This is a genomic window from Burkholderia pyrrocinia (assembly GCF_001028665.1).
Taxonomy (GTDB): Bacteria; Pseudomonadota; Gammaproteobacteria; order Burkholderiales; family Burkholderiaceae; genus Burkholderia; species Burkholderia pyrrocinia.
In genome coordinates this window covers 2,363,593-2,390,541 of record NZ_CP011503.1, presented here as the reverse complement: position 1 = coordinate 2,390,541, position 26,949 = coordinate 2,363,593, and the positions used below count along the sequence as shown (strand labels likewise).

Here is a 26,949-nt window from a genome sequence, read left to right as displayed (position 1 = left end):
CGCGAGGGCGGCCGTACCCGCCAATTTTAGCAAGCGTGATGCGGAAGCTCCGGCAACGGCGCCGAAAACCCTGCCAGCGTGTCGCCGCGATCGCGCATTCCGTGCGCGCACATCAGCCGGTAGAGCGTGACACGCGACACGCCGAGTTCGCGCGCGGCATCCGCGAAACGGCCGCGATGGCGCAGCAGCGCCTGCTCGATCGCCTGTCGTTCGGCCGCCTCGCGCGCCTCCAGCAGCGACACGGGCGCGAGCGTCGCGTAGTCGTTCAGCTCGAGATCGGCCGCTGTGATCATCCGGCCTTCCGACATCACGATCGCGCGGCGCACGCGATTGATCAGCTCACGCACGTTACCCGGCCACGAATAGCCGTACAGCGAGGCCACCGCATCAGGGGAAAAGCCGCGCAGACGGCGATGCGCATCGCCCTTGAAACGCTCGAGCATGTGGCGCGCGAGCACCTCGATGTCCTTGCCGCGCGCGCGCAGCGGCGGCTCCTCGATCTTCAGCACGCACAGGCGATGGAACAGGTCTTCGCGGAACCGCCCTTCGCGCAACGCCGTTTCCATGTCCACGTGCGTCGCGCAGATCACGCGCACATCGACCGGTACCGACACGTGCGCACCGAGCCGCTCGATCTTGCCTTCCTGCAGGAAGCGCAACAGGCTCGCCTGGCTTTCGAGCGGCAGGTCGCCGATCTCGTCGAGAAACAGCGTGCCGCTGTTGGCCGCCTCGACGCGGCCGATCTTGCGCTGGTTCGCGCCGGTGAATGCACCGCGCTCATAGCCGAACAGCTCGGCCTGCAGCAGCGTCGACGGGATCGCTCCGCAATTGATCGCGATGAACGGCGCCTGCGCGCGCGACGAGCGCTCGTGAATCGCGACCGCCGTCAGTTCCTTGCCCGTGCCCGATTCGCCGGAGATGAACACCGGCGCATCGGTCGCCGCGACGCGACGGATTGTTCTGAAGAGTCCGAGCATCGCATCGCAGGTGCCGACCATCTCGCCTTCGCTGCGCCCTGCACCGGCGGGCGGTGCAACGGGCTCGGTCAGCGCGACCATGCCATGCGCATGACCGACGGTCTCGACGATCCGCGACATCTCGTACGGCATCGTCACGTAGTCGAAGCAATAGTCGCGAATGAGATGGCGCAGCGTGGCGTCCTGCAACTGGCCGCGCCGCGTCGCGGCAATCCAGCCGATGTGCTGGATGCTCAGGCAGGATTCGAGTTCGCGCAGGTCAGAGGGCTTGAAGCCCGGCGAGAAATCGAGCAGGCCGGCCGTTGCAACGCCGTGCTGTACGACGCGCCGTACGTCGCGTACGGTCTCCGCAAGATCGACGCGCCAACCGCATTCGTCGAAATGGTCGCGCAACGCGTCGTTCGGTTCGCGCGAATAGTAGATCACGTGCCGCTGATCGGCTCCCATATGCCCACCCCGTTCATCAACCATCTAACGATTGCCGCGCACGTCAAGTCACGTGCGAAAGGATCGAATCGGGTCAGCCAGAGGTGGCTCGATTCGCCATGCCGATGCGCGGCAACGACAATGCCTCGCATGATGGCGCCTGTCTCGCGTCCGTTTTTTTTGTTCAAGACAGCTTAGTTATAGGCACTGAATACGACAAACCGATTTCAGTGCCCCAGGCGATCCGGCCGAATCGCTCAGGAAGTCGACGCATGTCAATCATCTGCACATAGCACTTGCGCAGCGAAGTGTTCTTTCATCGACACACGCGTCGATTTTCATCCTTGAAGCGTATCGATTGAATCCGCAGTATTCCCAAGCCCCCTCGTTTCAGGCCTGAAACATTTTCAGGCGTTTTCCGCCACAATTCTCAACGCTTGCGCACGAATCGCAGTCGCGACAACGGTCCCGGCGCGATGGCATGTATTTCGCTGGATACGGAATACATCGGAGACAGCGACCATGCGACAACACCCTTTGCTTTCTTTCGTGCCGATGGCGATTGCGCTCGCGGCCGCCGGCCCGCCCGTACCGGCGCACGCGGATGAAAACGTGAAGCTGGATCGCGCGATGCTGCTTGCCGAAAACGCGCCAAGCATGCAGCCCGGCAACGGGTTCGGCATCGTGAACGTGTCGGCACCGCAACCGCTGCCGGTCGGCAAGACTTCGGTGACGCTGTGGGACGAGATCCCGCCCCCGCCCCTGTTGCCGACGCCGCTCCCGGCACCGCAGCCAGGCGAGGTGCAGCACGCGATGGAAAGAAACGCGCAAGGCACCACGCGCCAATCCATTCGCTGAGGATTCCGTATTTATTCGCATCAGCCGTACGGCATCGATCGCGACCACCCTCACCGCTCCCGCAACGCGAAATGGTTTTGTGCTCCGTCCCCCGGCGGGCACCCTTTTTATTCAATCCGTCGCCGCGACGCATTGCATCGCGCGTCGCGGCGCGCAGCACCGGAATGCCGACGCACGCGCGCGGAATCCGGCAAGCACCGCCTTCCGGTAGAATCGGCGCCATTCCGGCTTTCCTCTTTCCCGACCTTCATGACGACGTTGACCCTGATCGTCGCGCGTGCCCGCAACGGCATCATCGGCCGCGACAACCAGTTGCCCTGGAAACTTCCCGAGGATCTCGCGTTCTTCAAGCGCACGACGATGGGTGCGCCGATCGTGATGGGCCGCAAGACCCACGAGTCGATCGGCCGGCCGCTGCCGGGCCGCCGCAACATCGTCGTCACGCGCGACGCAGCGCGTCGCTTCGATGGCTGCGACACGGTCACGTCGCTCGCCGACGCGCTGGCGCTCGCCGCGCGCGACGGAGTGCCCGAGGCTTTCCTGATCGGCGGTGCGCAACTCTACGCGGAAGGCCTCGTGCTCGCGGATAAGCTGGTCGTCACCGAGATCGATGCCGACTTCGACGGCGATGCGTCGTTCCCGGCGCCCGACGCCGCGCACTGGCAGGAAGTCTCGCGCGATGCACACCAAGCTGCCGCACCGAATGCATTCGGTTATGCGTTCGTCGTCTACGAGCGCAAGCGCGGCTGACGCGTCATGCACAATGAGAAAAACCCGACCGGCTCGCGCCGGTCGGGTTTTTTCGTTTCGTGGCGGCCTGCGCCGCGCGCGGCTTACTGCCCTGCGATCGTCATCTGCTCGATCAGCACCGAGCCCGTTTCCTTCGTACCGCGCACGATCGAATCCGCGCCGATCGCGACGATATGGCGGAACATCTCCTGCAGCGTGCTCGCGACGGTGATTTCCTCGACTGGATACTGGATCACGCCGTTCTCAACCCAGAAACCCGCCGCACCGCGCGAATAGTCGCCCGTCACATAGTTCACGCCCTGCCCCATCAGCTCGGTCAGCAGCAGGCCCGTACCGAGCTTCTTCAGCATCGCGTCGAAATCGTCGCCCGGCTGCGTGTTCGAGCTGCGCAGCGCGAGGTTGTGCGAGCCGCCCGCGTTGCCGGTGGTCTGCGTGCCGAGCTTGCGTGCCGAATAGGTCGACAGGAAATAGCCTTCGACGACGCCGTCCTTGACGACGCTGCGCGCGCGCGTACGCACGCCTTCCTCGTCGAACGGCGCGCTGCCCATCGCGCGCGGCACATGCGGATCCTCGACGACCTGGATGTGCGGCGCAAACACCGGCTTGCCGAGGCTGTCGACGAGGAACGACGTCTTGCGGTACAGTGCACCGCCGCTCACGGCCTGCACGAATGCGCCGAGCAGTCCGGCCGCGAGCGGCGCCTCGAACAGCACGGGTACCTTGCGGGTGTCGAGACGGCGCGCGCCCATCCGCGCGAGCGCACGCTCGGCCGCGTAACGGCCCACCGCTTCGGGTGCCGCGAGATCGATCGCGCTGCGCTTCGACGAATACCAGTCGTCGCGCTGCATGTGACGGCCGGTGCCCGCGATCGGTGCGCATGCGATGTAGTGGCGCGAGTACGGATAGCCGGACAGAAAGCCGCGCGACGTCGCGAGCACGAATTGCGAATGCTGCGCCGACACGCTCGCGCCTTCCGAATTGCGGATCTGCGGGCTGACCGCGAAGGCGGCATCTTCCGCACGGCGGGCGAGCTCGACAGCCTCGTCGGCCGTCAGCGCCCACGGGTGATAGAGATCGAGGTCGCGCGGGTCGGTTTCGAGCAGCTCGGCCTCGGCGAGACCGGCCGCTTCGTCCTCGGCCGTGAAGCGTGCGATGTTGTACGCAGCGGCGACGGTATCCTTGATCGCGGCCGGCGAAAAGTCCGACGTGCTCGCGTTGCCGCGCTTCTTGCCGATGAACACGGTCACGCCGACCATCTTGTCGCGGTTGTGCTCGATCGTTTCGACTTCGCCGCGGCGCACCGACACCGACAGGCCGTCGCCCTCGGAGATTTCGGTCGCGGCGTCCGTCGCGCCGAGTGCCTTCGCATGGCGAAGGATGTCCGACGCGATTTCTTTGAGCTGGTCCTGCGTGTGCGGGAAATAGCGCGCTTGTACGTCGAGATTGGCTGCCATCGTCTTGGTATCCGGTGGCGGGCGGGCGCCCGCATGTTCAAAATGTTGCGTATCCCGCGATCATAGCAAGGTCCGGGGCCGGGCACAGACAAGCTTGGGGTGTCCGCGCCGCGATACAATGCCGCCCATGACACGCAAAACCCGAATCCAGCCGATCGAGCATGCCGTCGAGGACGACGACAACGGCTACGATCGCCCCAGCAAATCCCAACTCAAGCGCGAGATGCACGAGCTGCAGGTGCTCGGCCAGGCGCTCGTCGATCTGCCGAAGGATGCGCTGAAGCGCATGCCGATGCCTGAAAGTCTGTCGGACGCCGTTCGCGAGGCCCGCCGGATCACCGATCACGAAGGCAAGCGCCGCCAGCTCCAGTACGTCGGCCGCGTGATGCGCTCGCTGACCGACGACGAGACGGCCGCGCTGCGCACCGCGCTCGACGCGCAGCGCGGCGTGAACAAGGCCGCGACGGCCCGCCTGCACTGGATCGAGCGCACGCGCGACCAGTTGCTCGCCAACGACGACGCGCTGACCGAATTCCTGCGCCAGCACCCCGAAGCCGACATCCAGGAAGGCCGCACGCTGATCCGCAACGCGCGCAAGGAAGCGCAGCAAGGCAAGCCGCCGCGCTACTTCCGCGAGCTGTTCCAGTGGATCAAGACCGCGAGCGGCACGCCCGGCGGGGATGACGATGCGGCCGACGACGCCGGAGACGATCATGACGACGACGAAGCCTAACCACCCGGACGAGCTCGTCGTCGGTCTCGTATCGATCAGCGACCGTGCCAGCACGGGTGTCTACGAAGACAAGGGCATTCCGGCGCTACAGGAGTGGCTCGCTGGCGCGCTGGTCTCGCCGTGGCGCGCCGAAACGCGGCTGATCCAGGACGACGCGCCGACGATCTCCGCCACGCTCGCCGAGCTCGTCGACGTCACCGGCTGCGACCTCGTGCTGACGACCGGCGGCACGGGCCCGGCGCGCCGCGACGTGACGCCCGAGGCCACGCTGGCCGTGGCGACGAAGGAAATGCCCGGATTCGGCGAACAGATGCGGCAGATCAGCCTGAATTTCGTGCCGACTGCGATCCTGTCGCGGCAGGTCGCGGTGATCCGCGAGACGGCCGACCATGCGGCGCTGATCATCAACCTGCCTGGCCAGCCGAAGTCGATCCAGGAAACGCTCGAAGGGCTGCGCGATGCCGACGGCAAGTCGACCGTGCCCGGCATCTTCGCCGCGGTGCCCTACTGCATCGACCTGATCGGCGGCCCGTACATCGAGACCGACGCCGCAGTGGTCGCGGCGTTCCGGCCGAAAAGCGCGCAGCGCGCGCCTCGCTGAGCGCGTGCCGGCCCGCTCAGGCGGCCGGCGCGGACTCGCCTGCCGACGCCGACGCCGATGCGGCCGGAATCAGGAAATGCTCGCGGTAGTACTTCAGCTCGTCGATCGACTCGTGGATGTCCGCGAGTGCCGTGTGCATCGCGCGCTTCTGGAAGCCCTTGTAGATCGCGGGCTGCCAGCGGCGGCACAGCTCCTTCAGCGTGCTGACGTCGAGATTGCGGTAGTGGAAGAATTTCTCGAATTCCGGCATCCAGCGCGCCATGAAACGGCGGTCCTGGCAGATCGAGTTGCCGCACATCGGCGACTTGCCGGGCGACACGTACTGCGCGAGGAACGCCTGCAGTTGTGCGGCCGCTTCCGCCTCGGTCACGGTCGACGCGCGCACGCGGTCGATCAGGCCCGAGCGGCCGTGCGTCGACTTGTTCCAGTCGTCCATTTTCGCGAGCGTTTCGTCGCTCTGGTGGATTGCGAACACGGGGCCTTCGACGGCAACGTCGAGCGTGGAATTGGTCACGACGACCGCGATCTCGATGATGCGGTCGTTATCCGGGTCGAGGCCCGTCATCTCCATGTCGAGCCAGACGAGGTTCAACTCGTTGCGCACGAGCGCGGGCTGGCTGGCGGAAGCGGCGGTATCGGTCATGAGTCATCCTGGAAAATGGCGGACGGCGCGCGGCGCCGCCCGGGCGGCCGGCATCGCATCAGCGGGCCCGGTCCGCAAGAACATATAATTCTCGCATAGAACCCTTTGGCGCCTTCGATGTCACCCTTTTCGTTCACCCTGCTGTTCGCGCTCGCCGTGCTCGCGATGGTCGTCACCAAGCTGTGGCTCGCGTCGCGGCAAATCCGCTTCGTCGCCGCGCACCGCAACGGCGTGCCCGCGCAGTTCAGCGCAACCATCCCGCTGACCGCCCACCAGCGCGCGGCCGACTATACGGTCGAGCGTACCCGGCTGACGATGCTCGAGATCGTCGTCAGCGCGGCCGTGCTGGTCGGCCTCACGCTGCTCGGCGGCGTCGGCGCGCTCGACACGCTGCTGACCGGCTGGCTCGGCCGCGGCTACGGGCAGCAGGTCGCGCTCGTCGCCGCGGTGCTCGTGATCACGGGCGTCATCGACGTCCCGTTCGAGTATTACCGCCAGTTCGGGATCGAGCAGCGTTTCGGCTTCAACCGGATGACGAAGCGGCTGTTCTTCACCGACATGCTGAAAAACTCGCTGCTCGGCGCCACGCTCGGCCTGCCGCTGCTGTTCGTCGTGCTGTGGCTGATGAACCAGGCCGGCAGCCTGTGGTGGCTGTGGACCTGGATCGTCTGGGTCGCGTTCCAGATGCTCGTGCTGCTGATCTACCCGACCTTCATCGCACCGCTCTTCAACAAGTTCGAACCGCTGAAGGACGACGCGCTGCGCTCGCGCATCGAGTCGCTGATGAAGCGCTGCGGCTTCGCGGCGAAGGGGCTGTTCGTGATGGACGGCAGCCGCCGCTCCGCGCACGGCAACGCGTACTTCACGGGCTTTGGCGCATCGAAGCGGATCGTGTTCTTCGACACGCTGCTCGCGCGCCTGTCCGGCCAGGAAATCGAAGCCGTGCTCGCGCACGAACTCGGTCATTTCAAGCGCCGCCACGTGATGAAACGGATGCTCGTGTCGTTCGTGCTGAGCCTCGTGCTGCTCGCACTGCTCGGCTGGCTGGCGCAACGCACCTGGTTCTATACGGGGCTCGGCGTCACGCCGTCGCTCGACACGAGCAACGCGGGCGCCGCGCTCGTCCTGTTCTTCCTCGCGATTCCCGTGTTCCTGTTCTTCGCGACGCCGTTCAGCAGCCTCACGTCGCGCAAGCACGAATTCGAGGCCGACGCGTTCGCGGCCAGCCAGACCGACGCGCAGGATCTCGTCAGCGCGCTCGTGAAGCTCTATGAAGACAACGCATCGACGCTGACGCCCGACCCCGTCTACACGGCCTTCTACTACTCGCATCCGCCCGCATCGCAGCGGATCGACCGCCTGATGCAGCACGCATGAGCCGGCCGACCTCCCGCAAGCCGGCCCCGCGCGCGTCGGGCGCGCAACGTGTCGAAGGCCGCGTGATCGCGGCGCACGGCCGCCACTACATCGTCGCGCCCGACGACGGCAGCCCGATGCTGCAATGCTTCCCGCGCGGCAAGAAGAGCGACATCGCGGTCGGCGACCGCGTCGTCTACGAACACGCGTCGGCCGACCAGGGCGTGATCGTCGAGATCGGCGAACGGCGCAACCTGCTGTACCGTTCCGACCAGTTCAAGTCGAAGCTCTTCGCGGCCAACCTCGACCAGTTGCTGATCGTGCTCGCGACCGAGCCCTATTTCAGCGAGGACCTGCTCGGCCGCGCGCTGATCGCCGCCGAGGCGAACGAGCTGAAGCCGCTCGTCGTGCTGAACAAGATCGACGTCGAGGCTGCGCTGCCGGTCGCGCGCGAGCGCCTCGCGCCGTACCGCGCGCTCGGATACGACGTGCTCGAGCTGTCGGTGAAGGGCTCGCCCGACGACGCGCGCGCGCAACTGATGCCGCACCTCGCCGGGCATTCGACGATCCTGCTCGGCCAGTCCGGGATGGGCAAGTCGACGCTCGTGAACCTGCTCGTTCCCGATGCCGAAGCCGCGACGCGCGAGATCTCGGCCGCGCTCAACAGCGGCCGCCACACGACGACGTTCACGCGCCTCTACCCGCTGGAGGGCGGCGGCGCACTGATCGATTCGCCGGGCTTCCAGGAATTCGGCCTCTACCATCTGACGGAAGGCCGTCTCGAACGCGCGTTTCCGGAGTTCCGGCCGCTGCTCCCGGACTGCCGTTTCTATAATTGTCATCATCTGCACGAGCCCGGCTGCGCGATTCTCGAAGCGGTCGACGACGGCCGCATCGCGCCGTCCAGGCATGCGCTGTATGCGCAGCTCGTGCACGAGGCGAGCCAGATCGTCCGCTGATCGCGCGACAGGCGCACGGCGGCCGGCACCGTTCGGGCCGGCCTTCACCGACAGGAGCCGCCATGCGTTTCAAGGCACCCAATCTTGCGACGGCGCAGCATTGGGCCAACGTGCTTCAGGCGGCCGGCATCGGCTGCGAGCTGCATAACTGCTACGCGACCGGCGCGCTCGGCGGCCTGCCCGCCGATGCGTGCACGCCCGAGCTGTGGCTCGACGACGAACGCGACGACGCGCTCGCGCGCCGGCTCCTCGATGCCGCATCGAACGGCCCGTCGGCCGGCGCTGCGCCGTGGCGCTGCCGGCAGTGCGGCGAGGCGCTCGAGGCCCAGTTCACGGCCTGCTGGCAATGCGGCGCCGTGCGCGATCCGCTCGACGACTGACCCACAGCAAAAAGGCCGGCGTCATGCCGGCCTTGGTCTTTCATCGGGTGCTGCGCCGCCCTGTCACGATACCCAGACGGCAAGCGTCAGCATCAGCAGCAGGATCATCCACAGGATCACCGCACGCCAGACGAGGCCAACCGCCGACTGCAGCGTCCGCGGCGTGCAATCGTCACCGACCGTCAGCGGACCGCTGTCGCCGACCGCCAGCGCGTCGAGGCTCGACGGTTCCGCGAGCGGCCCTGCGAGACGTGCGCCGAGGGCTCCACTGCCGGCTGCCAGCAGCACGCCGTCGTTCGGGTCGGGCCACTGACGCGTGTGGTTGCGCCACGCGTAGATCGCATCCTCGAAATTGCCGACGATCGCGAAGCCGAGTGCGGTCAGTCGCGCGGGAATCCAGTCGATCACGAAGAACGCGCGTTGCGCGAATGTCGAAAAGGCGGCCGTGCGGTCGTCGCCCGGCGTCGACCAGCTACGTGCGAGGTATTCGGAAATCCGGTACAGCACGGCACCGGCCGGGCCGATCGGCAGCACATACCAGAAGAACACGCCGAACACGTGGCGATGCGATGCGACAACCGCGTGAATCAGCGTGTGGCGGACGATCTCGCCAACCGGCATGTCGACCGTGTCGATGCCCGTCCACTCGCGCAGGATTTCACGCGCGCGCGGCACGTCGTCGTTGTTGAGCGCGAGGTGGATGTCGGTGAAGTAGTGGCTGAACTGGCGGAAGCCGAGCGTGAAATACACGACGACCACGTTCCACAGGAATGCGAGCACGAAGCTCACCTTGTACAGCAGGAAATAGACCAGCGCGACGATCAGTACCCACGGCAGCACGACCGCGAGCCACGCGAGGATACCGTGCTTCTGCTTGCCGGCGTCGAGACCATGCGCGACGGTTTCCGCATGAAACTGGAACAGCGTGAACACCGGATTGTTCGGCGACAACGCGCGGACCTGTTCGATGATGAGGGCGAGGAGAACCGAAAAGAAAGTCATGCGTGGCGCCGTCTTCGGAGTTATGTCATTTTTTGCATAACGATAGCACAGCGTAAGCCCCGCATGGCTGCCGGCGCGGTCGCCCGGCGGCCGGCCGCGCGCGCCGGCCGGTGTGTGCGCCTATGCGGCGGCCAAGAAGCGGTACAGATTGCGAAACATGCCGGCAGTTGCGCCCCAGATGAAGTAATGCCCGCCTGGTTCGCCGTTCGGATAAGGCATCGCAAAAAAACGACGCTCGCCGCCTTCCCAGCGAAACACGCGGACCTGATGGTTCGCGGGATTCATCAGGAACGCGAGCGGCACCTCGAAGATCTCGGCAACTTCGAACGTGTCGGCCTGCGTCGTGAACGGCGGATGCACGAGGCCGACCACCGGCGCCACGCGGAAGCCGGTGCCGGTCAGGTAGTCGGGCAGCGCGCCGAGGATCTCGACGCGTTCGGCAGCCAGCCCGATCTCTTCCCTCGCCTCGCGCAACGCGGTGGCGGTCGCATCGCGGTCGAACGGTTCGCGACGGCCGCCGGGAAAGCTGATTTGCCCGGCATGGTCGTTCAGGTGATCGGCGCGCTGGGTCAACAGCACGGTGAGGCCCGACTCGCGGGCGACGAGCGGCACGAGGACGGCCGCACTACGCGGATCGACGCCTTCCTGCAGCCTCGCCTCTCCGGGCTCGACGCTCCAGTCGAGCGTGCGCGCGAAACGGTCGCGCAAGCCGGACGGCGTCATCAGGCCGGGATCGATGGCCGGCAGGCCGGCGCCGGTGCCTTCGACCGGCAAGACTTCGGGATCGATGATGGGGCGGCGATTCAATGGGGCTCTCGGGTTCGTGTCGTATCGAGCATATTGTCGCGCCAGAATGAAAAAAGCACCCAGGTGGGTGCTTTTTCCTTACAGCTCTTACTCTTGGGAAGCTGCTGCGGTGCGATCCTTCGACACCAGCTTTTCCTTGATACGAGCCGACTTGCCCGAACGCTCGCGCAGGTAGTACAGCTTCGCGCGACGCACGTCGCCGCGGCGCTTCACGACGATGCTTGCCAGCAGCGGCGAGTACGTCTGGAACGTACGCTCGACGCCTTCGCCCGACGAGATCTTGCGGACGATGAAGTTCGAGTTGAGGCCACGGTTGCGAATCGCGATCACGACGCCTTCGTAAGCCTGAACGCGCTTGCGGTTACCTTCAACCACGTTCACGTTCACGATCACCGTGTCGCCCGGGGCGAATTCGGGGATCGTCTTGCCGGCGAGCGCGCGCTCGATTTCTTCCTGCTCAAGTTTTGCGATGAGGTTCATCACTGACTCCTATTGCCATCGTGTCGGCGTTTGCGCCTGCCTGCTCCCAGGCCGGCCCCGATAGAGGATGGGTTCACATCAGGCGCCGCGCACGCATGCACGGCACCGCCAATTCCCGCCCGCGACGCCGCCTCAGGAGGCGTCCTTCGCTTCGCGTGCGAGGTTCGCGAGCCACGCCTCGTCGGCACGGCTCAACAACTTTTCGCGACGCGCCCGGACGATCAGGTCCGGCCGCTTCCGCAACGTATTCCGCAATGCTTCCTGCCGCCGCCACCGCTCGATCTCGGCATGATGCCCGCCGAGCAGCACGTCCGGCACGCGCACGCCATCGTATTCCTCGGGGCGCGTGTAGTGCGGACAATCGAGCAGGACGTCGACGAAACTGTCCTGCACGGCCGACTGCGAATCGTTCAGCACGCCGGGCAGCAACCGCACGACCGCATCCATCATCGCCATCGCCGGCAGTTCCCCGCCCGACAGCACGAAATCGCCGAGGCTGATTTCCTCGTCGACGCAACGGTCGAGCAGGCGCTGGTCGATCGCTTCGTAGCGGCCACACAGCACGACGACACCCGGCTCCTGCGCCATCCGCACCGCTCGCTCGTGCGTGAGCGGCGCGCCCTGCGGCGACATCATCACGACACGCGTGCTCGCGATGCCCTGCTCCGCCTGCGCTGCCTTCGCAGCGCCGATCGCGGCTTCGAGCGGCCTGGCCAGCATCACCATGCCCGGACCGCCGCCGTACGGACGATCGTCGACCGTGCGGTAGTTGTCCGTCGTGAAATCACGCGGGTTCCAGGTGCGCAGCCCGAAGCGCCCTTGCTTGACGGCCCGGCTGGTGATTCCCCAGTCGGTCAGTGCGCGGAACATCTCGGGAAAGAGCGTGACGACGTCGAACTGCACCGCGCTCTCGGTAACCTGGTTCATTTCAGTAATCGGCTTCCCAGTCGACGACGATGCGACGCGCCGCCTGATCCACCGTTTTGACGTAGACGCCGACAAACGGAATCAACCGTTCGTCGGTAGTCGGCTGACCGTCTTTGCCGGTCGCCGGATACTCGACACGCATGATCGAATGCACGCCGTTGTCGATCATCCCGCTCACCTTCCCGAGCGCCACCGATTGCTCGTTGACGACATCGAGACCGATCAGGTCGACCCAATAGAATTCGTCCGCGGCCAGTGCCGGGAAATCTTCCCGGCGCACGAACACGCGAAAGCCGCGCATAGCCAGCGCAGCATCGCGGTCGCTGACGCCCGCGGGTTGCGCAACGACCGTGTCGCTGTGCGTCTTCGACTGCATGATGCGGACGGAAAGCCGCTCCGCACCTCGTTCCAGCCACCAGCGGCGCGCGTTAAGCAGCGCGTCGCCGCCGCGACCGGCGTCGGCATGCGTCGCCACCTTGATCCAGCCCTTCAGGCCGTAGGCGTCGACCACCGCCCCGACCTCGACAGCATCGTCGGGCCAAGCTTGCATCGCTTCGAGGCTACCTGGTTCGGCAGCCTGTCCGGCGTTCGCGACAACGTCGCGCTCGACCGGCTTGCGGACGAATGCGCCGAATGACGCACGCCCGCGCCTTGCATTACCGGAATCGTGACCCGCCATCAATGCACCTCACAGCCGGCACGACCGGCACACCGTGCCATGTTAGGCAGCCGGTTGCGCCTTTTGCGCTTCCTTCACGAGACGCTGGACGGTCGGCGACAGTTGCGCACCAACGCCTTGCCAGTACGTCAGGCGGTCCTGAGCGATACGCAGCGATTCGCCCTTCGTGGCGACCGGGTTGTAGAAGCCGACGCGCTCGATGAAGCGGCCGTCACGACGGTTACGCGAATCGGTAGCAACGATGTTGTAGAACGGGCGCTTCTTCGAGCCGCCACGAGCCAGACGGATGATAACCATATGATGTCCTTCGGAAAACCGGGTTCGAAACTACTGAAACACGCGATTATAGCCGGAAACCAGAGGTACAACAAACACTTACGCGGAAAAAATCCGCGGACGGCCTGTCGGCCGGGCATACAATCGTCGTGTCCAGGACGCTCCCGACCGTCATGCCGCTCCTTCGCGCCGCCCCGACGCGCCGCGCGCAGCACCGTTTCATGGCGCTGCTTGCCGGCCTTGCCTGCCCGGCGTTTGCCGCGCCGTTGCCGGTCGATGAACTCGTCGTGCCGCCCGGCTTCCACGTGGAAGTGCTGATCGACTCGGTACCGACCGCACGCGAAATGGCGTGGTCGCCGCGCGGCATCCTGTATGTCGGCACGCGGGAAGGCCGCGTGCATGCGTTCGAGATGCACGAGGGCCGGATCAGCGCGCGCCACGTGATCGCGTCCGGGCTCGACATGCCCGTCGGAGTAGCCTACCGCGACGGTGCGCTCTATATATCCGCCGTGTCGCGCATCCTGCGCCTCGATCGCATCGATGACCGGCTCGCCAAGCCACCGCCGCCTGTCGTCGTGACCGACGCACTGCCGACCGAACACCACCACGGCTGGAAATTCATTGCGTTCGGCCCCGACGGCAAGCTTTACGTGCCGACCGGCGCACCGTGTAACGTCTGTCTCGCCGATCGTGGCCGCTACGCGATCATCGCACGCATGAAGGCCGACGGCAGCGGAAGCGAGGTCGTTGCCCGCGGCGTGCGCAACACGGTCGGCTTCGCATGGCACCCCGATTCGGGCGAGCTCTGGTTTACCGACAACGGGCGCGACATGATGGGTGACGACGTGCCAGACGACAAGCTGAACCGTGCGCCTCGCGCCGGCCTCGACTTCGGCTTTCCGTACTGCCATGGCGGCGACACGCCCGACCCCGAATTCGGCAGCGCCGACGTATGCCGTCGTTATGTACCGCCCGTATTGAAACTCGGCGCGCACGTCGCGGCGCTCGGCATGCGCTTCTATACCGGGCCGATGTTTCCGGCGTCGTATCGCAATAACGTGTTCATCGCCGAACACGGTTCATGGAACCGCAGCACGAAGGTCGGCTACCGCGTGATGCGCGTCGTCGTGTCGGCGGACGGCAGCCACGCGCGCCAGACTCCGTTCGTCACGGGCTGGCTGCGGCCCGACGGCACGGTATGGGGGCGCCCGGCCGACGTGCTGCCGCTGCCGGACGGTTCGCTGCTCGTGAGCGACGACTACGCAGGTGCAATCTACCGCGTGACCTATGCGGCGCCTTGACGCAGGCCGGGGGTGACCGGGCCCGACCGGGCATCGTAGAATGCGTGCCGGGCCGCGCGCCCGCGCCGGCCCGCCGGCCGCCCATGCCAACGCCAATACGCAGCCATCCATGTCCAGCAGCACCGCACCGTCCCGCCGCTTCCGTTCCAAGACGCTCACCGCCGCCCTCGCATTCCTGTTCGGATCGCTCGGTGCGCACCGCTTCTACCTGTACGGTTTTCGCGACGTGTACGGCTGGGCTCACCTGCTCGCGACGATCGTCGGCATCCCGGGCTTCCTCCTGCTCGCCGCGACCCAGCGCAGTGCCGGCCTCGGCTGGTGGCTCGCGGTACCCGGCGCAATCTCGCTGCTGGCGGCGTTCCTCGCCGCGCTCGTCTACGGGCTGCGCCCCGACGAAAAGTGGGACGCGCAATTCAACGCTGAAACGGGCAAGCACAGCCGGTCGGGCTGGACCGTGATCTTTGTCGTGATCTTCTCGCTGCTGATCGGTGCGTTCCTGCTGATGACCGCGCTCGCGCTGTCGTTCCAGACGTATTTCGAGTCGCAGGTCGAAGCAGCAAGGCAGATTTCGCAGTAAGCGCAACGAACGCGACGCACCGGCGCTGACGGGCACCGTATTGCGCGCCGGTCAGAACAGGTTCAACTGCATGTCGTCGCGCGACTTCGCGCCGGCCGCGCGCACTGCTACGCGTGGCGCCGACACTGCGGCGGCAGGCGCGCCACGAAACTGCGACAGATCGAGGATGCCGTTCGTGCGCTCGTTCAGCCCGAGCCGCTTGACGGCCTGGCGGAAACGCTGCCGCAACAGGTCGGCCCAGATCCCCTCGCCCTTCATCCGTTTCGAGAAATCCGAGTCGTAGTCTTTTCCGCCGCGCATGTCGCGCACCCGGTTCATCACGCGTTCCGCGCGATCGGGGAAATGCGCGGCGAGCCAGTTCTTGAACAGCGGCGCGACCTCCCACGGCAACCGCAGGATGATGTAGCTCGCATGTGTCGCACCGGCTTCCGCGCACGCTTCGAGCACGCGCTCCATGTCGGGCTCGGTGACGAATGGAATCACCGGCGCAATGCTCACGCCGACCGGCACGCCCGCATCGCGCAGCGCACGGATCGTGCGCAACCGGCGCGCCGGTGTCGCCGCACGCGGCTCGAGCGTACGCGCGAGATCGGCGTCGAGCGTCGTGATCGTGACCGCCGCCATCACCTGTCCGCGCTCGGCCATTGGCGCAAGCAGGTCGAGATCGCGCTCGATCAGCGACGATTTCGTGATCGCGGCGAACGGCAACCCGCGATCGTGCATCACCTGGATCACGCTGCGCGTGATGCGCAGGTCGCGCTCGACCGGCTGGTAGGCGTCGGTGTTGACGCCGAGCGCGATCGGCTCAGGCACGTAGCGCTTCCGCGAAATCTCGCGCTCGAGCAGTTCGGCCGCATTGACCTTCGCGTAGATGCGACTTTCGAAATCGAGCCCCGGCGACAGGCCGAGATAGCTGTGCGTCGGCCGCGCAAAGCAGTAGATGCAGCCGTGCTCGCAACCGCGATACGGATTGAGCGATACGCTGAACGGAATATCAGGTGACTGATTGTGCGTCAGGATGCTCTTCGCACGCTCCTCGAATACCTGCGTGCGCAGCGGCGCGGGGAAGTCGGCATCGTCCGACTCGTGCGTCCAGCCGTCGTCAATCGCTTCGCGCTGCGCGATCTCGTACCGCCCCTGCAGGTTGTCGACCGCACCGCGCCCCTTGCGGGGCACGGGCGGCGCTACCGGAAATTCGTTGTCGGACCGATCGTCCATGTGCCCACCCATTCGCCTGCACCCAATACTGTACATTTATACAGTATTGGGTGCAGCATGCCAAGGGCGGGATAAGGGGCCCGACAACGGGCCGCCAGCACGTCACTCGCCGACCGCGATCGTCAGCGTCTCCTTGATTTCTTCCATCACGACATAGCTCTTCGACTGCACGGCGCCGGGCAACTGCAGCAGGATATCGCCGAGCAGCTTCCGGTAGTCGGCCATCTCGCCGATCCGCGCCTTGATCAGGTAGTCGAAATCGCCGGACACGAGGTGGCATTCGAGCACCTCGTCGATCTTCATCACTTCCCGACGGAATTGCTCGAACATGTTGCCGCCCTTGTGGCCGAGCGTGATCTCGACGAACACCAGCAGCGCGGCACCCAGCTGGCCCGGGTCGACCCGCGCGTGATAGCCGGTGATCACGCCGTCCCGCTCCATGCGCCGCACGCGCTCGATGCACGGCGTGACGGTCAATCCGACCTGTTCCGCGAGGTCTTTCATCGCCATCCGGCCGTCGTCCTGGAGCAGTTTGAGGATGCGCCGGTCGAGCTTGTCGAGCGAGCGTACGGGCTGACGTTGCGTTCTCATTTGTTTATGCTGAAAACCTGAAAAATACGATAACAAAACCTGGACATTCGACAATACCATAGCGCAAAAAACTAGATCAGCTAGAGGTTACACGGAGCCGCGGGTGCGTCCGGCCTCGATCTGGTCCCTTCCATCTGGAGCAGCTATGCGAGTCGTCATTCTGGGCAGCGGTGTGGTGGGCGTGGCAAGCGCGTATTACCTCGCGCGCGCCGGTCATGAAGTCACGGTGATCGACCGGGAAGCCGGCCCGGCGCTCGAGACGAGCTTCGCGAACGCAGGCCAGATCTCCCCCGGCTATGCCGCGCCGTGGGCCGCACCCGGCGTGCCGCTGAAGGCCGTCAAGTGGATGTTCGAAAAGCACGCACCGCTTGCGATCCGTCTCGACGGCACGCGCTTCCAGCTCCAGTGGATGTGGCAGATGCTGCGCAACTGCACGACCGAGCGCTATGCGGTCAACAAGGGCCGCATGGTCCGCCTCGCCGAATACAGCCGCGACTGCCTGCAGGCGCTGCGCGCCGACACCGGCATCCAGTACGAAGGCCGCACGGGCGGCACGCTGCAACTGTTCCGCACGCAGCAGCAACTCGACGGCGCGGCGAAGGACATCGCCGTGCTGCAGGAAGCGAACGTGCCGTTCGAACTGCTGTCGCCGGTCGACCTGAAGAATGCCGAACCGGCGCTCGCCGCGGTGTCGCACAAGCTGACGGGCGGCCTGCGCCTGCCCGGCGACGAAACGGGCGATTGCCAGTTGTTCACGACGCGCCTCGCGGCGCTCGCTGAATCGCTTGGCGTCAAGTTCCGCTACAACACGCCGATCGATGCGCTCGCGATCGCGGGCGGCAAGATCGCCGGCGTGCAGTGCGGCAGCGAGACGGTGCGCGCGGACGCGTACGTCGTCGCACTCGGCTCGTACTCGACCAGCTTCATCTCGAACCTGATGAAGATCCCGGTCTATCCGCTGAAGGGCTATTCGATCACCGCACCGATCGTCAACGAAGCGGCCGCGCCCGTGTCGACCGTGCTCGACGAGACCTACAAGATCGCGATCACGCGTTTCGACCAGCGCATCCGCGTCGGCGGCATGGCGGAAATCGTCGGCTTCGACAAGAACCTGCGCGCGGCGCGCCGCGAAACGCTCGAAATGTGCGTGAACGACCTGTTCCCGGGCGGCGGCGACACGTCGAAGGCGACGTTCTGGACGGGCCTGCGCCCGATGACACCGGACGGCACGCCGATCGTCGGCCGCACGCCGGTGTCGAACCTGTTCCTGAACACCGGCCACGGCACGCTCGGCTGGACGATGTCGTGCGGTTCGGGCCAACTGCTCGCGGACCTGATCTCGGGCAAGAAGCCGGCGATCCAGGCCGACGACCTGTCGGTGCACCGTTACCTGAAGGAAGTGGCCGGCCAGACGCGCCCGGCATACGCATAAGCCGCGACTGCCCGCAGCAACACGGGCCGGCCGGCATCAGAAAGAAAGGCGCCCCTCGAGGCGCCTTTTTCGTTTCATCGGATACGTTGCGGAATCAGAACTGGTCTTCCGTCAACGCGAGCACGCTCTCGTTGCCCTTCGCGCCGACGATCGACGCTTCCAGCGCACCGGCCTGCACAAGAATGTGCTCCGCATAGCATTGCGCGATCGCGATCTTCGCGTCGAAGAACGCCGGATCGCTCGCGCGGTTCGCCTGCGCCGCCACCAGCGCGCGCGCCATCTGCCACCCGCACAGCACCACGCCCGCCAGCTTCAGGTACGGTACGCTGCCCGCGAACACCGCGTTCGGGTCCTGCTTCACGTTCGCCACCACGTAGTCCACCACCGACGACAGCGCGCGCGCACCCTGTTCCAGCTGCGCCTTCATCGACGCGGCCGCCGCACCGTCCAGCCTGCCCAGCGCCGCCACCGTCTCGCCGATCTCCGCGATCAGCGCCTTCGCCACCGCGCCGCCGTCGCGCATCGTCTTGCGGCCGACCAGGTCGTTCGCCTGGATCGCCGTCGTCCCTTCGTAGATCGCCAGGATCCGCGCATCGCGGTAGTACTGCGCCGCGCCCGTCTCCTCGATGAAGCCCATCCCGCCGTGCACCTGCACGCCCAGGCTCGCCACGTCGTTCACCATCTCCGTGCTCCAGCCCTTCACGACCGGCACCAGATACTCGTAGATTGCCTGATGACGGCCACGCGTCGCCTCGTCCGAATGGCGGTGGGCAATGTCGCTGTGCGCGGCTGCCACGTACGCCAGCGCCCGCGCGCCTTCGGTCAGCGCACGCATCGTGCCGAGCATCCGGCGCACGTCCGGGTGATGGATGATCGTCACCGACTGCTTGGCCGAGCCGTCCACCGGGCGGCTCTGCACGCGTTCCTTCGCGAATTCCGCCGCCTTCTGGTACGCGCGGTCGGCCACGCCGATCCCCTGCATCCCGACGCCGAAGCGCGCCGCGTTCATCATGATGAACATGTATTCGAGGCCGCGGTTCTCTTCGCCGATCAGGTAGCCGATCGCGCCGCCGTGGTCGCCGTATTGCAGCACCGCCGTCGGGCTCGCCTTGATCCCGAGCTTGTGCTCGATCGACACGCAGTGCACGTCGTTGCGCGCGCCCAGCGAGCCGTCGTCGTTGACCATGAACTTCGGCACGATGAACAGCGAGATGCCCTTCACGCCTTCCGGCGCGTTCGGCGTGCGGGCCAGCACCAGGTGGACGATGTTGTCCGCCATGTCGTGCTCGCCCCACGTGATGAAGATCTTCGTGCCGAACACCTTGTAGGTGCCGTCGCCCTGCGGCTCCGCGCGCGAGCGCACCAGCGCCAGATCGGAGCCCGCCTGCGGCTCGGTCAGGTTCATCGTGCCGGTCCATTCGCCCGAGATCAGCTTCGGCACGTAGCGCTGCTTCTGCTCGTCGGTGCCGGCCGTCAGCAGCGCCTCGATCGCGCCGTCGGTCAGCAGCGGGCACAGCGCGAACGACAGGTTCGACGCGTTCAGCATCTCGATGCACGGCGTCGCGATCAGCTTCGGCAGCCCCTGGCCGTCGTACTCGGCCGGATGCTGCAGCCCCTGCCAGCCGCCTTCGACGAACTGGCGGAACGCGTCGCCGAAGCCCGGCGTCGCGGTCACGACACCGTCCTTCCAGCTGCTCGGGTTGCGGTCGCCTTCGACGTTCAGCGGCGCCAGCACCTCGCCGCAGAATTTCGCGGACTCGTCGAGCACGGCCTGCGCCGTGTCGTAACCGGCATCCTCGAAACCCGGCAACTGCGCGACGGCGTCGATGCCCGCGAGTTCCTTCAGCACGAACAGCATGTCCTTGACCGGTGCGACATAACTCATGGTGTGTCTCCCCTGCTCTCTTCTGTCGATGGCGAAAAAAAGGGGCGCTTGTCGCGCCCCTTTTCCCGTGTGCTTACCGCTGAAGCGTCACACCGCGTCAGCCGAGCTCGGCGACGAGCTCCGGCACGAGCGTGAACAGATCGCCGACGAGGCCATAATCGGCCACGCTGAAGATCGGCGCTTCCGGATCCTTGTTGATCGCGACGATCACCTTCGAATCCTTCATGCCGGCCAGATGCTGGATCGCACCCGAGATGCCCACCGCGATGTACAGCTGCGGCGCGACGATCTTGCCGGTCTGGCCGACCTGGTAGTCGTTCGGCACGTAGCCGGCGTCGACTGCCGCGCGCGATGCGCCGAGCGCGGCCGACAGCTTGTCGGCCAGCGGCTCCAGCACCTTCGTGTAGTTCTCGCCGCTGCCCAGACCGCGGCCGCCCGACACGATGATGCTGGCCGACGTCAGTTCCGGACGGTCCAGCTTCGTCACTTCACGGCTCACGAACTGCGACTTGCCGGCATCTGCCGCCGCTTCGATCTTCTCGACCGCTGCGCTGCCGCCTTCGGCCGCGACCGGATCGAAACCCGTCGCACGCACCGTGATGACCTTGATCGGGTCGCTCGACTGCACCGTCGCAATCGCGTTGCCCGCGTAGATCGGGCGCTCGAACGTGTCGGCCGAATCGACCGCAGTGATGTCCGAGATCTGCGCGACGTCCAGCTTCGCGGCGATGCGCGGCGCGATGTTCTTGCCGTACGCCGTCGCCGGCGCGAGGATGTGTGAGTAGTCCTTCGCGATGTTCAGCGCGGTCGCTTCGACGTTTTCCGCGAGGCCCGCTTCGAGCTGCGGCGCGTCGGCCAGCAGCACCTTCGAAACACCTGCGATCTTCGCTGCTGCGTCTGCAGCCGCTTGCGCGTTGTGGCCCGCGACCAGCACGTGAATGTCACCGCCGATCTTCGCCGCCGCCGCCACCGTATTCAACGTCGCGGCCTTGATCGACGCGTTGTCGTGTTCTGCAATCACCAGAATCGTCATTTCTTTCCGCTCCCTCTTACAGCACCTTGGCTTCGGTCTTCAGCTTCTCGACCAGCGTCTTCACGTCCGGCACCTTCACGCCGGCCGCGCGCTTCGGCGGCTCGACCACCTTCAGCGTCTTCAGACGCGGCGCGACGTCCACGCCCAGGTCTTCCGGCTTTACGGTTTCCAGCGGCTTCTTCTTCGCCTTCATGATGTTCGGCAGCGTCACGTAGCGCGGCTCGTTCAGGCGCAGGTCGGTCGTGATCACCGCCGGCAGCGTCAGCGACAGCGTTTCCGCGCCGCCGTCGACTTCACGCGCGACCGTCGCCTTGCCGTCGGCAACCGTCACCTTCGACGCGAACGTCGCTTGCGGCAGGCCGGCCAGCGCGGCCAGCATCTGGCCCGTCTGGTTCGAATCGTCGTCGATCGCCTGCTTGCCGAGGATCACCAGTTGCGGCTGCTCCTTGTCGACCAGCGCCTTCAGGATCTTCGCGACGGCCAGCGGCTCGACGCTGTCGGTCGACTCGACGAGGATCGCGCGATCCGCGCCGATCGCCAGCGCCGTGCGCAGCGTTTCCTGCGCCTGCGTGACGCCGACCGACACCGCGATCACTTCGGTCGCGACGCCCGCTTCCTTCAGGCGCACGGCTTCTTCAACGGCGATTTCGTCGAACGGGTTCATCGACATCTTCACGTTCGCGATGTCGACACCCGTGTTGTCCGACTTCACGCGGACCTTCACGTTGTAATCGACCACTCTTTTCACTGGCACCAGGATTTTCATGCACACGCTCCAAAGTTACGAATACGACCAGAGGCCATTCTATAGCGAGGCCTCATGACTGCGCGGCCAAGCGGACCCATCCATCGTGGCTGTCGAGGATACCGCTTCTTGGCGACGCGCCAATGATAGCGAACGGTCGTTCTATTTTAAAAGAGAAAAAACCCGGACGCAAAGCCCGGGTTTTCGATCATCGACTCTAATCCCGCCGGGCGTCCCCTGCTCTGCCCGTTACCAGGCGGCAATGACCGCGCCGCCGAACTTGCCTTCGATGAACTGCTTCACGTCGGCCGAGTGATAGGCCGCGATCAGTTTCGCGACCCACGGCTTGTTCCGGTCCGCCTCGCGAATCGCGAGAATGTTCGCGTACGGGCCGTTCGGACCCTCGATCGCGATCGCGTCCTGTTTCGGTTTCAACCCCGCTTCCATCGCGTAGTTGGTATTGATCGCGGCCGCGTCGACGTCGCCGAGCGAACGCGGAATCTGCGCCGCATCGAGCTCGACAATCTTCAGCTTGCGCGGATTGTCGACGATATCAAGCGGCGTCGCCTTCAACCCCGCATCCGCGCGCAGCTTCAGGAGGCCCTGCTTTTGCAGCAACAGCAGCGCGCGGCCGCCGTTGGTCGGATCGTTCGGGACCGCGACGCGCGCGCCGGGCTTCAGTTCGGTCAGCGACTTCACGCGCTTCGAATAGATGCCCATCGGGAACGTGACGGTATCCGCGACCTTGATCAGCTTGTAGCCGCGATCCTTCACCTGCGCCTGCAGATACGGATCGTGCTGGTAGCTGTTCGCATCGAGGTCGCCCGACGCGAGCGCCGCGTTCGGCTGCACGTAGTCGGAGAATTCGACGATGCGGATCTCGAGGCCGCTCTTCGCCGCGACCTTCTTCACCGCTTCCATGATCTGCGCGTGCGGCCCGCCCGTCACGCCTACCTTGATGGTTTCGGCCTGTGCGTGCGCGCCCGCGAACAGCGCAGCTGCGCCGAGTGCCGCCGCGAACTTCAGCATGAAGCGTCGTTGCATCGTCTTTCCCCCTAACGGATCAATTTCGTCTTATTTGTGGCTCAGCCGGCGGACGAGCCAGTCGCCGAACGACTGCGCGATCTGCACGAACACGATCAGGATCGCGACGACCGTCCACATCACTTCCGGCAGATAGCGCTGGTAGCCGTAGCGGATCCCGAGATCGCCGAGCCCGCCGCCGCCGATCGCCCCGGCCATCGCCGAATAGCCGACCAGCGACACGAACGTGATCGTCAGGCCCGCCACGACGCCCGGCAGCGATTCGGGCAACAGTACCTTGAATACGATCTGCGACGTGGTCGCGCCCATCGATTGCGCGGCCTCGATCAGCCCACGGTCGACTTCCCGCAGCGCCGTCTCGACGAGACGCGCGATGAACGGCGCGGCCGCGAGCGTCAGCGGCACGACCGCCGCGGCCGTGCCGATCGACGAACCCGTGACGAGCCGCGTAAACGGAATCACCGCGACCAGCAGGATGATGAACGGCGTCGAGCGGACGGCGTTCACGATGCCGCCGAGCACGCGATTCACGGCGAGGTTCTGCAGCACGCCCTGGCGATCGGTCAGGTAGAGCAGCACGCCGAGCGGCAGACCGACGAGCGCGCCGACCGCCCCGGAGATGCCGACCATGATCAGCGTCTCCCAGAACGACTGCACGAACATATCGAACATCTCACTCAACATACGAAAGCTCCTCTACCACCACACCTTGCTCGCGCAGGAACGCGAGCGCCTGCCCGACCTTGCCCGGCTCGCCGCCCGCGAGCACCGCGAGCGAACCGAATGCCTGCCCCTGGATCTCGTCGATCTGGCCGTGCAGGATGTTGAAATCGAGTTCGTAACGACGGATCGTCTCCGACAGGATCGGCTGGTCGACACCCGAGCCCGTGAACGCGAGCCGCAGCAGATGCCCGCTGCCCGTCTTCAGCCGCTCGGCCACGCGCACCTTCAGCGCGGGCGGCAGTTCCTGCGCGATCACGTCGCCGATCAGCGCGCGCGTCACTTCGTGATGCGGCTGCAGGAACACGTCGATCACGCGGCCTTCCTCGACCACACGCCCCGCATCGAGCACCGCGACGCGATCGCACACCTGCTTGATCACTTCCATCTGGTGCGTGATCAGCACGATCGTCAGGCCGAGCTCGCGGTTGATGCGCTTCAGCAGGTCGAGGATCGACCGTGTGGTCTCGGGATCGAGCGCGGACGTCGCTTCGTCCGACAGCAGCACCTTCGGCTGGCTTGCGAGCGCGCGTGCGATGCCGACGCGCTGCTTCTGTCCGCCGCTGATCTGCGCCGGGTAACGATCCTTCTGCGCGGACAGCCCGACGAGGTCGAGCAGCGGCAGCACGGCGGCCTCGATCTCGGCACGGCTTGCGCCGGCCAACTCCAGCGGTAGCGCGACGTTGTCGAACACCGTGCGCGACGACAGCAGGTTGAAATGCTGGAAGATCATGCCGATCTCGCGGCGCGCCTCGCGCAGCGCGCCCGCCGGCAGCAGCGTGAGATCGCGCCCGCCGACGACGACATTGCCTTCGGTCGGCCGCGTGAGCAGGTTGATGGTGCGCACGAGCGTGCTCTTGCCGGCGCCGCTTCGGCCGATGATGCCGAACACCTCGCCCTGCGGGATCGTCAGGTTGACGTTGTGCAGCGCCTCGACCCAGCCGCTCGGCCCGGGGAAACGCTGCGAAAGATTGCGTAATTCGATCATGTAAACAAAACGGCGGCCGGCTGGCGAGCAGGCCCGCCAGTCGGCCGCCGATGCATCTGGAATAGCCGGCGATTTTACCGCAAACCCCTCATTCCCCTTAATAATCGATTTCGATCTTTTCATAACCTCACGGAATTAGAGGTGCGCCGCTGGCCCGCCTCGACAATGCCGCGACTATGATCCGGAACACATATGCCAACGAACAGGGGACACGCCAGATGACCGCCACCACCACGCCGGCCGCCGCGCCTGCCACCGCCGGATCGGCGCCTTCGTCGCCGCCCGCGCCGAAAATGGGCCGGCTGCGCACCGCGGACGGGCTCGAACTGGCGTCGTACCGCTGGCCGGCCGGCGACAGCACCGCGCCGCCGCGCGCAACGATCGCGCTCGTTCACGGCCTCGCCGAACACGCGGGTCGTTATGCCGCGCTCGCCGGCCGGCTGAACGCGGCCGGCATCGACGTGCTCGCGATCGATCTGCGCGGGCACGGCCAGTCGCCCGGAAAGCGAGCCTGGGTCGAGCGTTTCGACGGTTACCTGAACGATGCGGATGCGCTGGTCGCGGAAGCCGCGCGCGGCAATGCACCGCTGTTCCTGATGGGACACAGCATGGGCGGCGCCGTCGCGGCGCTGTACGCGATCGAACGCGCGCCGGCCAGCGGCCGCGCGCTGACGGGCCTCGTACTGTCGAGCCCGGCGCTCGCACCGGGGCGCGACGTGCCGCGCTGGATGCTCGCGGTGAGCCGCGTCATCAGCCGCGCGTGGCCGACCTTCCCCGCGATTCGGATCGACGCGGCGCTGCTGTCGCGCGATCCGGCCATCGTCGCGGCCAATCGCGCCGATCCGCTCGTGCATCATGGCGCGGTGCCCGCACGCACCGGCGCGGAGATTCTCGATGCGATGGCGCGTATCGAACGCGGCCGCGATGCGCTGCGCGTCCCGGTGCTCGTCTATCACGGCACCGAGGACAAGCTGACCGAACCGGACGGCAGCCGCGCGTTCGGCGCGCGTGTCGGCTCGCCCGATCGCACGCTGACGCTATACGAAGGCGGCTTCCACGAAACGATGAACGATCTCGAACGCGATCGCGTGATCGACGCGCTGATCGCGTGGATTCACGCGCGCGTGCCGGCGCGCTGATCAAGCGCACATGCCGGCGGCGACCGGACGGTCAGATGCCGGCGAGCACGCGCAGGTGCGCGACGACGCTGCGCCCGAGCGCGGACAGGTTGTAGCCGCCTTCGAGACAGCTCACGATGCGGCCCTGCGCATGACGACGCGCGACGTCGACGATCTGCGCGGTCAGCCATTCGAAGTCGGCCTCGACGAGGCCGAGATTGCCGATGTCGTCCTCGCGATGCGCATCGAAGCCGGCCGACACGAACAGCATCTGCGGCTTGAACGCGTCGAGACGCGGCAGCCAGAACATGTCGACGGCTTCGCGGATCGCCATCCCGTTGCTGCGCGCGGGCATCGGCAGGTTGACCATGTTCGGCGCCTGGTGATCGACGCCCGAGAACGGGTACAGCGGATGCTGGAAGAAACTGCACATCAGCACCCGCTCGTCGTTGGCGAACGCAGCCTCGGTGCCGTTGCCGTGGTGCACGTCGAAATCGATGATCGCGACACGCTCGAGACCGTGTACGTCGAGCGCATGCCGCGCGGCGATCGCGACGTTGTTGAAGAAGCAGAAACCCATCGCGCGCGCAGGCTCCGCGTGGTGGCCGGGCGGCCGGACGCCGCAGAACGCATTCGCGTAGCGGCCTTCGATCACCGCGTCGGTCGCCGCGATCGCGGCACCGGCCGCGCGCAGCGCCGCGCGCCACGTATCGCGGTTCATCAGCGTATCGGGATCGATCTCGACGTAGCCGTCGACCGGCGTCATGCTCCGGATGTAGTCGATGTGCGCCTGCGTATGCACACGGCCCAGCGCCACCTCGCTCGCGAACGGCGCGGTTTCGTGCACGATCAGGTCGTCGATGCGGCTCGCGATCAGTTGATCCTGGATCGCCGACAATCGGGCCGGGCATTCCGGATGCCATTCCCCCATCTCGTGCAGCATGCAGTCGGGGTGCGTATAGAAAGCGGTTGCCATAAGCTGTCATCCG

Annotated in this window: 29 protein-coding genes; 11 read left to right on the top strand and 18 right to left on the bottom strand. The window is 66.1% G+C overall.

Features of this window, described 5'->3' with window-relative positions; genetic code table 11:
- Nucleotides 1-26 precede the first annotated feature (26 nt).
- Complete coding sequence (locus ABD05_RS11020) at nt 27-1,424, bottom strand: sigma-54 dependent transcriptional regulator (RefSeq protein WP_047900149.1); 1,398 nt, start codon at nt 1,422-1,424, stop codon at nt 27-29.
- A gap of 501 nt (nt 1,425-1,925) precedes the next feature.
- On the opposite strand from ABD05_RS11020, the gene ABD05_RS11015 reads away from it, so the two are divergent.
- Nucleotides 1,926-2,261: a hypothetical protein gene (locus ABD05_RS11015; RefSeq protein WP_047900148.1), complete on the top strand. Its 336-nt coding sequence runs from the start codon at nt 1,926-1,928 to the stop codon at nt 2,259-2,261.
- 249 nt (nt 2,262-2,510) lie between these two features.
- Nucleotides 2,511-3,011, top strand: a complete 501-nt coding sequence (locus tag ABD05_RS11010) for a dihydrofolate reductase (protein WP_047900147.1) — start codon at nt 2,511-2,513, stop codon at nt 3,009-3,011.
- Between the two features lie 83 nt (nt 3,012-3,094).
- On the opposite strand, the gene pmbA is transcribed toward ABD05_RS11010, so the two are convergent.
- On the bottom strand, nt 3,095-4,465 hold the full coding sequence (pmbA, locus tag ABD05_RS11005; protein WP_047900146.1) for a metalloprotease PmbA: 1,371 nt from the start codon (nt 4,463-4,465) through the stop codon (nt 3,095-3,097).
- 127 nt (nt 4,466-4,592) lie between these two features.
- Between pmbA and yjgA the strand changes: the two genes are divergently transcribed.
- Nucleotides 4,593-5,198: a ribosome biogenesis factor YjgA gene (gene yjgA, locus ABD05_RS11000; protein WP_274521908.1), complete on the top strand. Its 606-nt coding sequence runs from the start codon at nt 4,593-4,595 to the stop codon at nt 5,196-5,198.
- Nucleotides 5,179-5,799 carry a molybdopterin adenylyltransferase gene (gene mog / locus ABD05_RS10995; RefSeq protein WP_047901160.1) on the top strand — a complete coding sequence of 207 codons (621 nt, stop codon included), beginning with the start codon at nt 5,179-5,181 and terminating at the stop codon, nt 5,797-5,799. The genes yjgA and mog overlap by 20 nt, the downstream gene beginning before the upstream one ends.
- A gap of 16 nt (nt 5,800-5,815) precedes the next feature.
- Here the strand turns inward: mog and orn are convergent, their stop codons facing one another.
- Nucleotides 5,816-6,442, bottom strand: coding sequence for an oligoribonuclease (gene orn / locus ABD05_RS10990; RefSeq protein WP_047900144.1), 627 nt, complete (start codon nt 6,440-6,442; stop codon nt 5,816-5,818).
- A 117-nt stretch (nt 6,443-6,559) separates the two neighbouring features.
- On the opposite strand from orn, the gene ABD05_RS10985 reads away from it, so the two are divergent.
- From ABD05_RS10985 to ABD05_RS10975, 3 genes are all read left to right on the top strand, one after another.
- On the top strand, nt 6,560-7,819 hold the full coding sequence (locus ABD05_RS10985) for a M48 family metallopeptidase (RefSeq protein WP_047900143.1): 1,260 nt from the start codon (nt 6,560-6,562) through the stop codon (nt 7,817-7,819).
- Nucleotides 7,816-8,757: a ribosome small subunit-dependent GTPase A gene (rsgA, locus tag ABD05_RS10980; protein WP_047900142.1), complete on the top strand. Its 942-nt coding sequence runs from the start codon at nt 7,816-7,818 to the stop codon at nt 8,755-8,757. The genes ABD05_RS10985 and rsgA overlap by 4 nt, the downstream gene beginning before the upstream one ends.
- Before the next feature lie 62 nt (nt 8,758-8,819).
- Nucleotides 8,820-9,137 (top strand): putative signal transducing protein, encoded by a 318-nt coding sequence (locus tag ABD05_RS10975; protein ID WP_047900141.1) that lies wholly within the window; start codon nt 8,820-8,822, stop codon nt 9,135-9,137.
- A gap of 63 nt (nt 9,138-9,200) precedes the next feature.
- Here the strand turns inward: ABD05_RS10975 and ABD05_RS10970 are convergent, their stop codons facing one another.
- The 6 genes from ABD05_RS10970 to rpsP all read right to left on the bottom strand — a co-directional run bounded on the left by ABD05_RS10970 (nt 9,201) and on the right by rpsP (nt 13,329).
- Nucleotides 9,201-10,139 (bottom strand): CobD/CbiB family protein, encoded by a 939-nt coding sequence (locus ABD05_RS10970; protein ID WP_047900140.1) that lies wholly within the window; start codon nt 10,137-10,139, stop codon nt 9,201-9,203.
- A 120-nt stretch (nt 10,140-10,259) separates the two neighbouring features.
- Entirely contained in the window at nt 10,260-10,946 is a 687-nt protein-coding gene (locus tag ABD05_RS10965) for a CoA pyrophosphatase (protein WP_047900139.1), read from the bottom strand.
- Nucleotides 10,947-11,033: 87 nt separating this feature from the next.
- Complete coding sequence (gene rplS, locus ABD05_RS10960) at nt 11,034-11,426, bottom strand: 50S ribosomal protein L19 (RefSeq protein WP_011883860.1); 393 nt, start codon at nt 11,424-11,426, stop codon at nt 11,034-11,036.
- Nucleotides 11,427-11,558: 132 nt separating this feature from the next.
- Nucleotides 11,559-12,353, bottom strand: coding sequence for a tRNA (guanosine(37)-N1)-methyltransferase TrmD (gene trmD, locus ABD05_RS10955; protein ID WP_047900138.1), 795 nt, complete (start codon nt 12,351-12,353; stop codon nt 11,559-11,561).
- Nucleotide 12,354: 1 nt separating this feature from the next.
- The gene (rimM, locus tag ABD05_RS10950; RefSeq protein ID WP_047900137.1) at nt 12,355-13,032 is read right to left on the bottom strand and encodes a ribosome maturation factor RimM; all 678 of its coding nucleotides are present in this window, start codon (nt 13,030-13,032) and stop codon (nt 12,355-12,357) included.
- Between the two features lie 42 nt (nt 13,033-13,074).
- Complete coding sequence (rpsP, locus tag ABD05_RS10945) at nt 13,075-13,329, bottom strand: 30S ribosomal protein S16 (protein WP_006476550.1); 255 nt, start codon at nt 13,327-13,329, stop codon at nt 13,075-13,077.
- A gap of 152 nt (nt 13,330-13,481) precedes the next feature.
- Here rpsP and ABD05_RS10940 point away from each other — a divergent pair, with 152 nt between their 5' ends.
- Together ABD05_RS10940 and ABD05_RS10935 are read left to right on the top strand one after the other, a co-directional pair.
- Entirely contained in the window at nt 13,482-14,609 is a 1,128-nt protein-coding gene (locus ABD05_RS10940) for a PQQ-dependent sugar dehydrogenase (protein ID WP_047900136.1), read from the top strand.
- 109 nt (nt 14,610-14,718) lie between these two features.
- A complete protein-coding gene (locus ABD05_RS10935; protein ID WP_047901159.1) occupies nt 14,719-15,186 on the top strand; it encodes an NINE protein in 468 nt (155 codons plus the stop codon).
- A gap of 51 nt (nt 15,187-15,237) precedes the next feature.
- On the opposite strand, the gene ABD05_RS10930 is transcribed toward ABD05_RS10935, so the two are convergent.
- Both ABD05_RS10930 and ABD05_RS10925 read right to left on the bottom strand, forming a co-directional pair.
- Complete coding sequence (locus tag ABD05_RS10930; RefSeq protein ID WP_047900135.1) at nt 15,238-16,416, bottom strand: PA0069 family radical SAM protein; 1,179 nt, start codon at nt 16,414-16,416, stop codon at nt 15,238-15,240.
- A gap of 90 nt (nt 16,417-16,506) precedes the next feature.
- Nucleotides 16,507-16,995, bottom strand: coding sequence for an Lrp/AsnC ligand binding domain-containing protein (locus tag ABD05_RS10925; RefSeq protein ID WP_012492860.1), 489 nt, complete (start codon nt 16,993-16,995; stop codon nt 16,507-16,509).
- A gap of 145 nt (nt 16,996-17,140) precedes the next feature.
- Here ABD05_RS10925 and ABD05_RS10920 point away from each other — a divergent pair, with 145 nt between their 5' ends.
- Complete coding sequence (locus ABD05_RS10920) at nt 17,141-18,427, top strand: D-amino acid dehydrogenase (protein ID WP_047900134.1); 1,287 nt, start codon at nt 17,141-17,143, stop codon at nt 18,425-18,427.
- A gap of 94 nt (nt 18,428-18,521) precedes the next feature.
- Here ABD05_RS10920 and ABD05_RS10915 read toward each other — a convergent pair whose 3' ends face one another.
- From ABD05_RS10915 to ABD05_RS10890, 6 genes are all read right to left on the bottom strand, one after another.
- Nucleotides 18,522-20,312 carry an acyl-CoA dehydrogenase gene (locus tag ABD05_RS10915; protein ID WP_047900133.1) on the bottom strand — a complete coding sequence of 597 codons (1,791 nt, stop codon included), beginning with the start codon at nt 20,310-20,312 and terminating at the stop codon, nt 18,522-18,524.
- Between the two features lie 97 nt (nt 20,313-20,409).
- Complete coding sequence (locus ABD05_RS10910; RefSeq protein ID WP_047900132.1) at nt 20,410-21,345, bottom strand: electron transfer flavoprotein subunit alpha/FixB family protein; 936 nt, start codon at nt 21,343-21,345, stop codon at nt 20,410-20,412.
- Nucleotides 21,346-21,361: 16 nt separating this feature from the next.
- Nucleotides 21,362-22,111: an electron transfer flavoprotein subunit beta/FixA family protein gene (locus tag ABD05_RS10905; RefSeq protein ID WP_047900131.1), complete on the bottom strand. Its 750-nt coding sequence runs from the start codon at nt 22,109-22,111 to the stop codon at nt 21,362-21,364.
- 228 nt (nt 22,112-22,339) lie between these two features.
- Nucleotides 22,340-23,134, bottom strand: a complete 795-nt coding sequence (locus ABD05_RS10900) for a MetQ/NlpA family ABC transporter substrate-binding protein (RefSeq protein WP_047900130.1) — start codon at nt 23,132-23,134, stop codon at nt 22,340-22,342.
- Between the two features lie 30 nt (nt 23,135-23,164).
- A complete protein-coding gene (locus ABD05_RS10895; RefSeq protein ID WP_047901158.1) occupies nt 23,165-23,818 on the bottom strand; it encodes a methionine ABC transporter permease in 654 nt (217 codons plus the stop codon).
- A complete protein-coding gene (locus tag ABD05_RS10890; protein WP_047900129.1) occupies nt 23,808-24,842 on the bottom strand; it encodes a methionine ABC transporter ATP-binding protein in 1,035 nt (344 codons plus the stop codon). The genes ABD05_RS10895 and ABD05_RS10890 overlap by 11 nt, the downstream gene beginning before the upstream one ends.
- A gap of 218 nt (nt 24,843-25,060) precedes the next feature.
- Between ABD05_RS10890 and ABD05_RS10885 the strand changes: the two genes are divergently transcribed.
- Nucleotides 25,061-25,981 (top strand): alpha/beta hydrolase, encoded by a 921-nt coding sequence (locus ABD05_RS10885; RefSeq protein ID WP_047900128.1) that lies wholly within the window; start codon nt 25,061-25,063, stop codon nt 25,979-25,981.
- A 31-nt stretch (nt 25,982-26,012) separates the two neighbouring features.
- On the opposite strand, the gene ABD05_RS10880 is transcribed toward ABD05_RS10885, so the two are convergent.
- Nucleotides 26,013-26,936, bottom strand: coding sequence for a histone deacetylase family protein (locus ABD05_RS10880; protein WP_011351344.1), 924 nt, complete (start codon nt 26,934-26,936; stop codon nt 26,013-26,015).
- Nucleotides 26,937-26,949 lie beyond the last annotated feature (13 nt).

Coding starts and splice junctions, on each gene's coding strand:
- ABD05_RS11020 (WP_047900149.1), bottom strand. CDS start 1,424: ATGGGAGCCGATCAGCGGCACGTGATCTACTATTCGCGCGAACCGAAC.
- ABD05_RS11015 (WP_047900148.1), top strand. CDS start 1,926: ATGCGACAACACCCTTTGCTTTCTTTCGTGCCGATGGCGATTGCGCTC.
- ABD05_RS11010 (WP_047900147.1), top strand. CDS start 2,511: ATGACGACGTTGACCCTGATCGTCGCGCGTGCCCGCAACGGCATCATC.
- pmbA (WP_047900146.1), bottom strand. CDS start 4,465: ATGGCAGCCAATCTCGACGTACAAGCGCGCTATTTCCCGCACACGCAG.
- yjgA (WP_274521908.1), top strand. CDS start 4,593: ATGACACGCAAAACCCGAATCCAGCCGATCGAGCATGCCGTCGAGGAC.
- mog (WP_047901160.1), top strand. CDS start 5,179: ATGACGACGACGAAGCCTAACCACCCGGACGAGCTCGTCGTCGGTCTC.
- orn (WP_047900144.1), bottom strand. CDS start 6,442: ATGACCGATACCGCCGCTTCCGCCAGCCAGCCCGCGCTCGTGCGCAAC.
- ABD05_RS10985 (WP_047900143.1), top strand. CDS start 6,560: ATGTCACCCTTTTCGTTCACCCTGCTGTTCGCGCTCGCCGTGCTCGCG.
- rsgA (WP_047900142.1), top strand. CDS start 7,816: ATGAGCCGGCCGACCTCCCGCAAGCCGGCCCCGCGCGCGTCGGGCGCG.
- ABD05_RS10975 (WP_047900141.1), top strand. CDS start 8,820: ATGCGTTTCAAGGCACCCAATCTTGCGACGGCGCAGCATTGGGCCAAC.
- ABD05_RS10970 (WP_047900140.1), bottom strand. CDS start 10,139: ATGACTTTCTTTTCGGTTCTCCTCGCCCTCATCATCGAACAGGTCCGC.
- rplS (WP_011883860.1), bottom strand. CDS start 11,426: ATGAACCTCATCGCAAAACTTGAGCAGGAAGAAATCGAGCGCGCGCTC.
- trmD (WP_047900138.1), bottom strand. CDS start 12,353: ATGAACCAGGTTACCGAGAGCGCGGTGCAGTTCGACGTCGTCACGCTC.
- rimM (WP_047900137.1), bottom strand. CDS start 13,032: ATGGCGGGTCACGATTCCGGTAATGCAAGGCGCGGGCGTGCGTCATTC.
- rpsP (WP_006476550.1), bottom strand. CDS start 13,329: ATGGTTATCATCCGTCTGGCTCGTGGCGGCTCGAAGAAGCGCCCGTTC.
- ABD05_RS10940 (WP_047900136.1), top strand. CDS start 13,482: ATGCCGCTCCTTCGCGCCGCCCCGACGCGCCGCGCGCAGCACCGTTTC.
- ABD05_RS10935 (WP_047901159.1), top strand. CDS start 14,719: ATGTCCAGCAGCACCGCACCGTCCCGCCGCTTCCGTTCCAAGACGCTC.
- ABD05_RS10930 (WP_047900135.1), bottom strand. CDS start 16,416: ATGGGTGGGCACATGGACGATCGGTCCGACAACGAATTTCCGGTAGCG.
- ABD05_RS10925 (WP_012492860.1), bottom strand. CDS start 16,995: ATGAGAACGCAACGTCAGCCCGTACGCTCGCTCGACAAGCTCGACCGG.
- ABD05_RS10920 (WP_047900134.1), top strand. CDS start 17,141: ATGCGAGTCGTCATTCTGGGCAGCGGTGTGGTGGGCGTGGCAAGCGCG.
- ABD05_RS10915 (WP_047900133.1), bottom strand. CDS start 20,312: ATGAGTTATGTCGCACCGGTCAAGGACATGCTGTTCGTGCTGAAGGAA.
- ABD05_RS10910 (WP_047900132.1), bottom strand. CDS start 21,345: ATGACGATTCTGGTGATTGCAGAACACGACAACGCGTCGATCAAGGCC.
- ABD05_RS10905 (WP_047900131.1), bottom strand. CDS start 22,111: ATGAAAATCCTGGTGCCAGTGAAAAGAGTGGTCGATTACAACGTGAAG.
- ABD05_RS10900 (WP_047900130.1), bottom strand. CDS start 23,134: ATGCAACGACGCTTCATGCTGAAGTTCGCGGCGGCACTCGGCGCAGCT.
- ABD05_RS10895 (WP_047901158.1), bottom strand. CDS start 23,818: ATGTTGAGTGAGATGTTCGATATGTTCGTGCAGTCGTTCTGGGAGACG.
- ABD05_RS10890 (WP_047900129.1), bottom strand. CDS start 24,842: ATGATCGAATTACGCAATCTTTCGCAGCGTTTCCCCGGGCCGAGCGGC.
- ABD05_RS10885 (WP_047900128.1), top strand. CDS start 25,061: ATGACCGCCACCACCACGCCGGCCGCCGCGCCTGCCACCGCCGGATCG.
- ABD05_RS10880 (WP_011351344.1), bottom strand. CDS start 26,936: ATGGCAACCGCTTTCTATACGCACCCCGACTGCATGCTGCACGAGATG.